Source organism: Cellvibrio sp. UBA7661 (assembly GCA_002483365.1).
Taxonomy (GTDB): Bacteria; Pseudomonadota; Gammaproteobacteria; order Pseudomonadales; family Cellvibrionaceae; genus Cellvibrio.
Window position 1 is genome coordinate 1 of record DLHT01000018.1, and the last position, 11,051, is coordinate 11,051.

Below are 11,051 nucleotides of genomic sequence, written 5' to 3' on the forward strand. Positions count from 1 at the left end.
TCCGAGAGCCGGATGCGGGAAATCTGCACGTCCGGTTCGATGAGCGGGGGCTGGAAACGTGAGCAAGGTAGAAGGAGTGTCACCTGCATTAAATCGAAAGAGCAGGAGTAGGAAGCCACTACCTAAACTCGGCGCGCCAGTCTTCGACTCTACCGAACTGCGAAGTTCGGCAGCTTGCTTCAACGCAAGAGTTTTTATTTAAATGTTAGTGTTTTTATCGCTTGGTTACATGAGGCGTTTAAATCGCAATCGGAAACAATGTCATGTTGCGGTTCGTTCCTCACCAGCAACCTACGGTAAGTGCCGATCTCTGCTTTTGGCAGAAGTGCTAAATTGAACATCGCTCTTCACAAGGAAAGAAAATGAAATCACTTACCGTTTTATTCTTAATCCTCTGCTCCCGCTTCGTTTTCGCCAATGAGTCCTGCTCATTGGCGGACATAAAGCTAACCGATGATTCCCCGCAAGCTGAAAAGCTGTTTTACACCGGTACTTGCCATTACCGAAATGAACAATACGAGAAATCGGTGGCTTTGTGGAAGGAGCTTTCGCTGTTGGATGATATTCCTGATGAATATGCTGAGCTGCAAATTAGTGCGCTTAGCAATTTGGGGTATATGTTATTTTTTGGTTACGGGGTTGAGGAAAATAAAGCTGAGGCTATTGATTATTGGAATAGGGCGATTGCGTTAGGGCACACTGAAGCGGAATACCATTTGTGCCATGCCTACGCTGACCCTGAGGTGAGTACCTATAACCCACGTAAAGCATTGCCGCATTGCGAGAAAGCCAAGTTGATTTATCGCGGCATTGAAGAAAAGAGTGAGGGCGATAAAACCATTCTTAAACAAGTTAATCGATATTTAAAACACCTTAAGGGCTAGGCGGTCTTTGGGTTTCTACCGGTGACAACTTGTCACCAATCGGCTATTTTCGCTTCTTGATGTTAATGCTGTGTTTATATACAGTATTGGTCTTGCCAAAAGCTGGAATAAACGGAGACTGACAATGGAACAGCAACAGATACAAGCACTTACAGCTACCTATGAAGGCCATGCCCAACAGACCGAAAACGGGGTTGAATATTGGCTTGCGCGCGACTTGCAGCACCTGTTGGGTTATGGCAAGTGGGATAACTTCCAAAGTGTGATTTCCAAGGCCAAAACAGCCTGTGAGTTGTCCGGCCATGCTATTGCAGACCATTTTGCCGACGTCGGGAAAATGGTCGAGTTAGGCTCGGGCAGCCAGCGCGAAATTGATGATGTAATGCTCACCCGCTATGCCTGTTATCTCATCGCTCAAAACGGTGACTCAAGAAAACAGCCGATTGCTTTTGCGCAAACCTACTTTGCTATGCAGACTCGCAAGGCTGAATTGATTGAGCAGCGCTTGTTGAAGTCTGAGCGAGTGCAGGCACGAAAAAAATTGTCCGATACGGAAAAAGAGCTATCGCATGTTATTTATGAACAGACGGGTGGTAATCAGAATTTTGCGCTAATTCGCAGCAAGGGTGATCAGGCTTTATTTGGCAAAAGTACTCACACAATGAAGGCGCAGTGGCAAGTTCCTGATAATCGCCCGCTGGCTGATTTTGCTCCCACCATTATTCTTAAAGCGAAAGATTTTGCGACCGAGATAACGATCCATAATGCTCGTACACAACAAATGCAAAGTGAAAAGCAAATTTCCAACGAGCATGTCATCAACAACGACGCTGTGCGGCAAACATTGCTAAGCCGAGGTATTAGACCTGAACATTTACCACCGGCTGAAGATGTGAAAAAAGTAGAACGCAGACTGTCTTCTGCCGAGAAAAAATCGTTACAAAATCCTGACAAGTTGGACGGTGAATAAGCAACTGATCAAGCCACACATGCAGCTTATAAAAATCTTATCGAGTAGCTGAATAATCCGTTTTTAGTTGGTATAGAGATAGGTGTGAAAATTGCCCATGCTGTAATTTGTTGTATATCATGCAACCAACCCGTTCTTATCCCTTCTTTGGTTAGCATCTTTTTATGGCTTTTAATTTCGATCAAATCATCGCCCGCGAAAATACCCACTCCGTAAAGTTTGATGGCCGTCAGCAGTATTTTGGTACTACTGATGTCAGCCCCTTGTGGGTGGCGGATATGGATTTTGCGGTGCCGGAGTGTGTGGTGCAGGCGTTGCAGGCGCGGATTGCGCATCCGGTGTTTGGTTATTCGCTTTATCCTGAAAGTCTATATCAGTCGATTATTGATTGGTTTCAGCGCCGTCACCAATGGGAAATCAAACGCGAATGGATTGTGTTGGCACCGGGTGTGGTGCCTTCTTTGTTTGCGGCGGTGCAAGCGTTTGCGCAAGAGGGCGAGGGCGTTATTGTGCAGCCGCCGGTGTATTTTCCGTTTTTTTCAGCGGTCACCACGAATAACCGCCAGCTTGTGAATAACCCGTTGCGCGAAGTGAAAGGCCGTTATGAAATGGATGTGGATCATTTGGAAAGCTGCGCAAAAAACGGTGCAAAATTATTGCTGCTGTGTACGCCGCATAATCCGGTGGGGCGTGTGTGGACTGAGCCGGAATTGCAACAGGTGTTGCAGATTGCACGCCGGTATGACCTGACTATTCTCTCGGATGACATTCACTGCGATTTACTTTTCTCCGGTGTAAAACACACTATGCTCGGCCGCCTTGCGCAACCGGGCGATAAAATTATTACCGCGATTGCGCCAAATAAATCGTTCAATATTCCTGGCTTGGGATTATCGGCGTTAGTGATTCCTGATGAACAACAGTGCACTGCAATGAAGCGCGCATTTGAAGCGCTGCATGTGGGCAATTACAACCCGCTCAGTATCACCGCATTTGAAGCGGCGTATCGCGGGGGCGATGCCTGGTTGGATGCATTGATGGCTTACCTTGAAACCACACGGGATTTTGCGGCGGATTTTATGGCCCGTGAAATTCCGCGCATCCGCATGATCAAACCCGAAGCAACTTATTTGCTGTGGTTGGATTGTCGCAGGCTGGGTTTGAGCGATGCAGCCCTGCGCGATTTCTTTGTCAAAACCTGCAAAGTCGGCATGAACCCCGGCACGGTATTCGGTGAGGGCGGTAGCGGTTTTATGCGCATGAATATCGGTACACGGAAGGACGTTATTGTGCAGGCGCTGGAAGCGATCCGCAGCGCGTGTGAACGCATGCCCATATAACGGGAATCTGCATTACGGCTCTGCGTTATAAGCGCAGGGCTAATAGCGAATCCCCCTGACCAGTCAGATAGCCAAGGCGGATTTTCTCATTCTTTTTTGGTTGTTTTTTATCCAAATTTGGATGGAAGTTTTACGTGCTTCATGTACAATCCGCCGACTTTTTTCAGGCTCTTTTCCGCCTCCTTCACTGCGCGAGACTTTATGACTGTTAATACCTTCGACCCTTCACAGACCACCACCTTGGAAACCCCGGCGAAAACCCTTGCCAGTCAAGCGGTTGGCGGTGCCAACAAGGGTAATACCATTGGGTTTGTGTCGCTCGGCTGCCCTAAAAACCTGGTGGATTCAGAGCGGATCCTGACCCAGCTGCGCATGGAAGGCTACAACATTGTGCCGACCTATAACGACGCCGATATGGTGATTGTGAACACCTGCGGGTTTATCGACAGCGCGGTGCAAGAGTCATTAGGTGCGATTGGTGAAGCCTTGGCTGAGAACGGCAAAGTATTGGTGACGGGCTGCCTGGGTTCCAAGAAAGACGAAATCATCCAGATTCACCCGAATGTATTGGGTGTTACCGGCGCTCATGCCTATGAAGAAGTGCTGTCGCAAGTGCATGAACATTTGCCGCCATCGCCCCAGCACAACCCCTTTACCGATTTAGTCCCGCCGCAAGGCATCAAGCTCACGCCGCGCCATTACGCGTACCTCAAAATCTCTGAAGGTTGTAACCATTCCTGCAGCTTCTGCATCATCCCCGATATGCGCGGCAAACTAGTGAGCCGCCCCATTGGCCAGGTAATGGGCGAAGCGGAGCGCTTGGTGAAGGCGGGCGTGAAAGAGTTGCTGGTGATATCGCAAGATACTTCGGCTTACGGCGTTGATATCAAACACCGCACCGATTTCTGGGATGGCCGCCCACTCAAGACCGATATGTACCAGCTCGCGGCAGCATTGGGTGAGCTGGGTGTGTGGGTGCGTTTGCACTACGTGTACCCGTATCCGCACGTGGACAACATCATCCCGCTGATGGCGCAGGGCAAAGTATTGCCGTATCTGGATATCCCATTCCAACACGCAAGCCCGACACTGCTGCGCAAAATGCGTCGCCCTGGTCAGGTTGAAAAAACCCTGGAACGCATCAAAAGCTGGCGTGAGCAGGTGCCTAATCTCACCATCCGCTCCACCTTTATTGTGGGCTTCCCCGGTGAAACTGAAGAGGATTTCCAACAATTGTTGGACTTCTTGCAAGAGGCGCAGTTGGATCGCGTAGGTTGCTTCCAATACTCGCCGGTTGAGGGTGCCAAAGCGAATGAACTGCCTGATCCTGTGCCTGATGACATCAAGCAAGAACGTTATGACCGCTTTATGCAATTGCAACAGGCGATTTCCACGGAACGTTTGAAACAAAAAGTCGGTCAGACCTTACAGGTGTTGATTGATGAGGTGGACGACGAAGGCGCGATTGGCCGCAGTTTTGCGGATGCACCGGAAATCGATGGCTGCGTGTATTTGAACGGTGAAGAAAACGTGAAGCCGGGTGATTTGGTCAATGTGTTGATCGAACACTCGGACGAGTACGATCTGTGGGGCACTAAAGTCTAAAGCACAGATACCCGCTGTCTGAAAAATCCCCCATTTGCGCACGCAGTGGGGGATTTTTTTATGCGTTGTCTTTACGCTTTGCCCTACACTGAACAGATAATTGTGGTTGTACTAAAACAATCGAGGTTGCGATGACAGATGTATTGCATTTAGTTGAAGAAAACCGTTTTGTTATTCGTCATGAAGGGGATGAGGCGGTATTGGCCTATCGGTTATTTAATAATGCCGGTATAGAGGCAATTGATTTTTACAGCACGTTTGTTCCGCCTGCGTTTCGCGGGCAGGGCTTTGCCGAAAAGCTGGTGCGTGCGGGCTTGAAGTGGGCGAAGGAGCGGAACTTTGAACTGCATGCCAGTTGCTGGTATGTCGCAAAGTTTATCCGCTAATGTTTTAAGTAAATGAAAAAGGGATTCTGTGTGAAAGTGAAAAATGGTTTTACATTAATAGAAATGATGGTGGTGGTAGCGATTATCGCGATTATTGCACTCATGGCAATGCCAACGCCTGACCCAACCATCAGCCGACGTCAGGTCACCGAATCGGTTGAGTTGATCAGTGATTATAAAAAACTGGTCGAGTTTTATTACAAAAGCGCCAATGTGTTTTTAAAAAATAATCAGGAAGCCAATATTCCTCCCCCCGATAAACTGCTGGGTAATTATGTTGACCGTATCGATTTAAAAGACGGTGCATTTCATCTGCATTTTGGCAACAAGGCACACCCGGAATTAAAAGGTAAAACACTGAGTATCCAACCGATTGTGGTAAAAGATTCACCTGACAGCCCCATTTCCTGGAATTGCGGCAAAGCAGAAGCACCGCCCGGTATGCAGGCGGTAGGTGAGAACAGGACGGATATTGATATTAAACATTTGCCACTCAATTGCAGGATTTAATCCGTAAACACGACGAGGTGAACATGGTTTATTTACAAAAAGATAACGGCGGAATTTATCGCCAGAAAATCCGTATCGACAATCACGAATTCTTTGCCGATGTTAAAGCGGATTTGGGTGGTGAAGATAGCGCACCTGATCCACACGATTTGCTGGATTCTTCCTTGGCAGCTTGCACTGCAATTACACTGACCATGTTTGCCAAACGCCGCGGCATGCCGTTGGAATCAGTCAATGTTGATATTGAGCGCGATAGCTCCAAAGAAAAATCGGGAGAATATAATCTGGCGATGAAAATTCAATTTGTGGGAAATTTAAGTGATGAACAGCGCGCGCAATTATTGGGCATTGTAGAAAAATGCCCCATCCACAAACTGCTATCGCACGCAACCATCAACATCAGTACTACAAGCCAATAAATTATTGTAAGGTCAATATCTCCTCAATATTAATTGATATCAATCAATCGCAACTGACGCCGGTTTATGCGGTCTATAAACAACGTAAGTACCAACCTTATCGGTTAACGGCACTGCTTAATCATTTTGAAAACAAATTGCAGCAAAAAATTATCTATTAAGAGTATTTCATCATGACACTATTAATTCCGCCGCGTACACAGGACATTGGTTTTACCGTCAAACGTTTATTGCCATCGCGCATAAAGCAACGTGTTGGCCCATTTATTTTTGTCGATCACATGGGGCCTGCACATTTTGAAGCGGGCACTACCGCAGGCGATGTGCGCCAGCATCCGCATTTTGGTTTGGCGACGGTCACTTATTTATTTTCCGGTGCCATGATGCACCGCGATAGTTTGGGGAGTGTGCAGCGCATAGAGCCGGGTGCGATTAATATAATGACCGCAGGTAAGGGGATAGTGCATTCCGAACGCTTGCCGGAGGATATACGTGAACAACAGGATGCCGTTGAAGGTATCCAAACCTGGTTGGCACTACCAACGGATGTTGAAGATTGCGAACCTTCTTTTGCGCATTACGCTGCAGATGAAATTCCATCGGTGAATTTACCGGCACTGAGTGCGCGTGTTTTGATTGGAAGTGCTTTTGATGTTGAATCGCCCGTAAAAACAGCGAGCAAAACGACTTACATTGATCTATCACTCGGAGCAGATACGCAATACCAGCCGGATTTTCCGCAGCAGGAATTAGCGATTTATGTCGCATGGGGAAATGTGACCGTGAACGATGAGCCAGTGCCGGAATATCACCTGGCAGTGTTGGATGAACATGCAGTTATTTCAACCGTGAGCGGTGCGCGCATTTTATTACTGGGGGGAGAGCCCTTGGATGGCGAACGATTTATTTTGTGGAATTTTGTTGCGTCATCGCGTGAAAAACTTCGCGCAGCGGGCGAGCGTTGGACAAACGGTGGCTTTGAAATGGTGCCGGGTGAAGTGGAATGGATTCCGTTGCCAACGATTAGTTAGGCGTTGTTAACCCCCCTTTGAAAAAGGGGGGCAGGGGGATTAAAAGAAAACTACGAAATCGCTTTGTCTACAATCACCTGCGCTTCTGCAATCAACTGCTGCAGGTGTTCTTTTCCTTTAAAGCTTTCCGCATAAATTTTATAAATTTCTTCGGTGCCGGATGGTCGCGCCGCGAACCAGCCGTTTTTACTCATCACTTTTATACCGCCGAACCCGGCATTATTGCCTGGAGCATTGGTGAGGATATTTTCAATTTTATCGCCTGCCAATTCAGTTGATGTAATTTGCGCTGGTGATAATTTTGACAAAGCTTTTTTCTGTGCGGTATTGGCCGGTGCTTCTACGCGTGCCTCTGCTGCATGGCCAAATTCATCCGCGAGAATTTTGTAGCACTCGCCGGGGTCGCGCCCGGTTTTGGCTTTTATTTCAGCGGATAACAGCGATGGAATAATGCCGTCTTTATCGGTAGTCCATACGCTGCCATCAATACGCAAGAATGACGCACCTGCGCTTTCTTCACCCCCAAAGCCGAGTGAACCATCGAACAAGCCTGGCGCAAACCATTTAAAACCTACCGGTACTTCATACAGACGGCGGCCAATTTTTTTCGCCACTTTATCAATCATCGCGCTACTGACAACGGTTTTTCCAATCGCAGTATCCGCTTTCCACAACGGGCGGTTTTGAAATAAATATTCAATGGCAACCGCGAGGTAATGGTTGGGTGGTAATAAGCCGCAACTGGGCGCAACAATGCCGTGACGGTCGTGGTCGGCATCACATGCGAATGCGACATCAAATAAATTGCGACGGTCAACCATGCCTTGCATGGTGTAGGCAGATGATGGGTCCATCCGGATTTTTCCATCCCAGTCGGCCGTCATAAATGAAAATGTTTTATCGACAGCAGTGTTCAGGACTTTTAAATTCACCTGATAATAATCGGCGATGGCGCTCCAAAAATTCACACCGGCTCCACCGAGTGGATCTGCGCCCATGTGCACATTGGCTCCACGGATTGCATCCATATCAATAACGTTAATCAAATCTTTAACGTAGTTGTGTACGTAATCATGGTGGTGGGTAGTCGCTGATTTAATTGCCTGGTGATAATCCATGCGTTTTACATCGCGCAAATTATTTTCCAGCAATTCATTGGCTCGCGCTTGCATCCAGTTGGTGATGTCACTGTCAGCAGGGCCACCGTTGGGCGGGTTGTATTTGAAGCCGCCATTGTCGGGCGGGTTGTGCGAGGGTGTAATCACAATGCCGTCAGCCAAGCCGGATGTGCGGCCACGGTTGTAGGTGAGAATGGCGTGTGAAATAGCGGGAGTCGGTGTGTACTCGCCATTTTTGGCAAGCATGATTTCTATACCGTTCGCCGCTAATACTTCTACCGCGCTGATTTGGGCTGGCTCGGAAAGTGCGTGAGTATCTATCCCCACATAGAGTGGCCCGGTAATACCGGCTTGTGTGCGGTAATCGCAGATGGCCTGACTGATCGCCAATACATGGTTTTCGTTAAAGCTGGTATTGAACGATGAACCGCGATGCCCTGATGTGCCGAAGCTTACGCGTTGTTCAGGAATGCCTACATCCGGTTTGTTGGTGTAATAGGCATCAATTAATTGGGGCAGGTCTACCAGCAATTCCGCGGGTAAAAGTTGTCCAGCCAGTGGGCTTGTGGGCATAAAAACTCCTGTTCGACTCGATTCTGCAGATGAATAACAAAGCGCTATAGTAACTCGCTTTGATTTCATTTCTCTATTTCATTTATCAGTTCATTTATCTGCAAATACAACAGGCGTGCGCGCTGTCAACAAGCGGCAAAGAAAGATGCAATCTCTACGCGACTAATTTTTTACTGTCATCGAGTATTAAATTCCGATAGGTCTGGACAAAATCATCAGCATGGCGAGGGCAGCCTGTGCCGTTATCAAAATATGCTGCCCAGAGTGAAGCAAGGCCGGCGAATTCGAGTGGTTTTTGAGTATCGATACCTGCGCGGCGGTAAATCATCCACGCCATGCCGGTTGAGTAACTGAGGTTGGTGATGAGTTCATTATGAGGATTTTTCAAAAACTGTTGCTGGCTGGCCATGCCGCGCTGGAGCGAGGCAAGCTCGGGAAATTGCACGAGATATTGGTCCCATAACTCCAGATGTTTTTCTGCTGTGATCCGGTAGATTCCCAAGCCGTTTGTTTTTTGACAGAAACAATGTTGTCCCAATAACGACTCCTGTGCAGCAGTGCCAAGTAGCAGGCTTTCAGCGGTATCAGAATCGTCATTTAGCAGCTGCAAGCAGGGTTTAATAACCAGCTCTCGCAGTTCTTGTACAGCAATACCCATAACAACCTCAATACGCCCCATTTTTGTCACAGCAGTGTCCTAAATTGTCAGCATTTATTACCAACAGACCGGATTTACTCTCTGTAGTACCGTTTTTGCGAAGCGTGTGATGTCAAAAAGACGGTACAGGATATATCCAGCATAAGTCGCGCCAGTTTCATCTTTTGCTCACTGTGCAGTGTTTGTATTTGCATTTTGCATAAAAAATTTCCCTTTAAAGCACGGCTATACTCGACATGAATGGCAATAAAACAGGGCAATTAAAGAGGTAGGGGTTGTTATGCGTATTGGAATCCCAAAAGAAATAAAAACAGGTGAAAACCGTGTGGCGTTAACACCGGCCGGTGCTGCGCAATTGATCAGGGCAGGCCACAGTGTGTATGTGATGGAAACCGCTGGCAATGCCTCGGGGTTCAGCGACGCAGCATACCAACAAGCGGGAGCGGTGTTGGTGGATTCGTTGGAGGCGGTTTATGCCAGTGCAGAGTTGATTGTCAAAGTCAAAGAGCCGCAAACCGAAGAGTTTGCGCTGTTGAATGATCGCCACATTTTATTTACGTATCTGCATCTTGCTGCCAGCCGTCCATTGACCGAAGCGTTGTTGTCCTCTGGCGCGAGTTGTATCGCATACGAAACGCTTGCAGATGCCCAAGGGCGATTGCCGTTGTTGGCACCTATGTCAGAAATTGCTGGGCGTATGGCGGTGCAGGCAGGTGCGCACCATCTGGAAATGGCGCAGGGCGGAAAAGGGGTGCTATTGGGTGGAATTCCCAGCGTTGCACCGGCCAATGTATTGATTCTGGGTGGCGGTGTAGTCGGTGCCAATGCCGCTGCCATGGCGGTTGGTTTGGGGGCACAGGTGCGTGTTATGGATGCCTCTATCGCGCGCCTGCGTTATCTGGATGATCTTTGGCGTGGCCGTGTGATCTGCGAGTACGCAGTACAGGAGCGAATAGAAGCTCATGCGCAGGATGCGGATCTGGTTATCGGTAGCGTATTAAATACCGGTGCCAGTGCGCCCAAGCTACTTGGTCGCGAATCGATCAGGAAAATGGCTAAGGGGTCTGTTCTGGTGGATGTGGCCATCGACCAAGGCGGGTGTTTTGAGACTTCGCGCCCGACTACCCATCAACACCCGACTTATATTGAAGAGGGAATAATCCACTACTGTGTTGCCAATATCCCCAGCGCGGTTGGGCGCACGGCAACACTGGGTTTGACCAATGCAACGCTTAGCTATATTTTGCGCCTCGCCGAATCAGGCTTGGCGGCGTTGGCAAGTGATGTCGGGTTTCGTGCAGGGTTGAATATCCATCGCGGCCAATTGACACAAGCGGCTGTCGCGCGTGCATTTTCCCTGCCTTTTGTAGACGCAAACCAGCTGTTAGATAAGGGCAAACTGTTTACTGGATAAAGAATAATCGCCTCCGCGTAAATAAAGGGATAGATTCGGCACAAGAATATTCTTGATCTATACTCAGGCCTAAGTAAGCCGAGAATGCCTGTATGGGGCATATCCGCCCCACATTCATATAACGAGATTTAGTCCCGGAAACC

General features: G+C 48.3%; 11 protein-coding genes. 9 read left to right on the forward strand and 2 right to left on the reverse strand.

The window, feature by feature from the left end:
- Window positions 1-362 precede the first annotated feature (362 nt).
- The 8 genes from B2739_RS15220 (at window position 363) to B2739_RS15255 (ending at window position 7,145) form a co-directional block, all read left to right on the forward strand.
- Window positions 363-884, forward strand: coding sequence for a sel1 repeat family protein (locus B2739_RS15220; RefSeq protein ID WP_331346704.1), 522 nt, complete (start codon window positions 363-365; stop codon window positions 882-884).
- Window positions 885-1,008: 124 nt separating this feature from the next.
- Window positions 1,009-1,854 carry a DNA damage-inducible protein D gene (dinD, locus tag B2739_RS15225; RefSeq protein WP_331346705.1) on the forward strand — a complete coding sequence of 282 codons (846 nt, stop codon included), beginning with the start codon at window positions 1,009-1,011 and terminating at the stop codon, window positions 1,852-1,854.
- A gap of 164 nt (window positions 1,855-2,018) precedes the next feature.
- On the forward strand, window positions 2,019-3,194 hold the full coding sequence (locus B2739_RS15230) for a PatB family C-S lyase (RefSeq protein ID WP_331346706.1): 1,176 nt from the start codon (window positions 2,019-2,021) through the stop codon (window positions 3,192-3,194).
- Between the two features lie 201 nt (window positions 3,195-3,395).
- A complete protein-coding gene (rimO, locus tag B2739_RS15235) occupies window positions 3,396-4,799 on the forward strand; it encodes a 30S ribosomal protein S12 methylthiotransferase RimO (RefSeq protein ID WP_331346707.1) in 1,404 nt (467 codons plus the stop codon).
- Window positions 4,800-4,930: 131 nt separating this feature from the next.
- Window positions 4,931-5,185 carry a GNAT family N-acetyltransferase gene (locus B2739_RS15240; RefSeq protein WP_331346708.1) on the forward strand — a complete coding sequence of 85 codons (255 nt, stop codon included), beginning with the start codon at window positions 4,931-4,933 and terminating at the stop codon, window positions 5,183-5,185.
- A gap of 30 nt (window positions 5,186-5,215) precedes the next feature.
- Window positions 5,216-5,695, forward strand: a complete 480-nt coding sequence (locus tag B2739_RS15245; protein WP_331346709.1) for a pilin — start codon at window positions 5,216-5,218, stop codon at window positions 5,693-5,695.
- A 23-nt stretch (window positions 5,696-5,718) separates the two neighbouring features.
- Window positions 5,719-6,114, forward strand: a complete 396-nt coding sequence (locus tag B2739_RS15250) for an OsmC family protein (protein WP_331346710.1) — start codon at window positions 5,719-5,721, stop codon at window positions 6,112-6,114.
- A 173-nt stretch (window positions 6,115-6,287) separates the two neighbouring features.
- Window positions 6,288-7,145 (forward strand): pirin family protein, encoded by an 858-nt coding sequence (locus B2739_RS15255; protein WP_331346711.1) that lies wholly within the window; start codon window positions 6,288-6,290, stop codon window positions 7,143-7,145.
- A 50-nt stretch (window positions 7,146-7,195) separates the two neighbouring features.
- Here B2739_RS15255 and pgm read toward each other — a convergent pair whose 3' ends face one another.
- A complete protein-coding gene (pgm, locus tag B2739_RS15260) occupies window positions 7,196-8,836 on the reverse strand; it encodes a phosphoglucomutase (alpha-D-glucose-1,6-bisphosphate-dependent) (protein ID WP_331346712.1) in 1,641 nt (546 codons plus the stop codon).
- Window positions 8,837-8,990: 154 nt separating this feature from the next.
- Entirely contained in the window at window positions 8,991-9,524 is a 534-nt protein-coding gene (locus tag B2739_RS15265) for a hypothetical protein (protein WP_331346713.1), read from the reverse strand.
- 250 nt (window positions 9,525-9,774) lie between these two features.
- Between B2739_RS15265 and ald the strand changes: the two genes are divergently transcribed.
- Window positions 9,775-10,908 (forward strand): alanine dehydrogenase, encoded by a 1,134-nt coding sequence (gene ald, locus B2739_RS15270; protein WP_331346714.1) that lies wholly within the window; start codon window positions 9,775-9,777, stop codon window positions 10,906-10,908.
- The last annotated feature ends 143 nt before the right edge of the window (window positions 10,909-11,051 follow it).

Excerpts from the sequence above, each read along its gene's own strand:
- B2739_RS15250 (WP_331346710.1), top strand. The coding sequence starts at position 5,719 with ATGGTTTATTTACAAAAAGATAACGGCGGAATTTATCGCCAGAAAATC.
- rimO (WP_331346707.1), top strand. The coding sequence starts at position 3,396 with ATGACTGTTAATACCTTCGACCCTTCACAGACCACCACCTTGGAAACC.
- pgm (WP_331346712.1), bottom strand. The coding sequence starts at position 8,836 with ATGCCCACAAGCCCACTGGCTGGACAACTTTTACCCGCGGAATTGCTG.
- B2739_RS15220 (WP_331346704.1), top strand. The coding sequence starts at position 363 with ATGAAATCACTTACCGTTTTATTCTTAATCCTCTGCTCCCGCTTCGTT.
- B2739_RS15255 (WP_331346711.1), top strand. The coding sequence starts at position 6,288 with ATGACACTATTAATTCCGCCGCGTACACAGGACATTGGTTTTACCGTC.
- B2739_RS15230 (WP_331346706.1), top strand. The coding sequence starts at position 2,019 with ATGGCTTTTAATTTCGATCAAATCATCGCCCGCGAAAATACCCACTCC.
- B2739_RS15240 (WP_331346708.1), top strand. The coding sequence starts at position 4,931 with ATGACAGATGTATTGCATTTAGTTGAAGAAAACCGTTTTGTTATTCGT.
- ald (WP_331346714.1), top strand. The coding sequence starts at position 9,775 with ATGCGTATTGGAATCCCAAAAGAAATAAAAACAGGTGAAAACCGTGTG.
- dinD (WP_331346705.1), top strand. The coding sequence starts at position 1,009 with ATGGAACAGCAACAGATACAAGCACTTACAGCTACCTATGAAGGCCAT.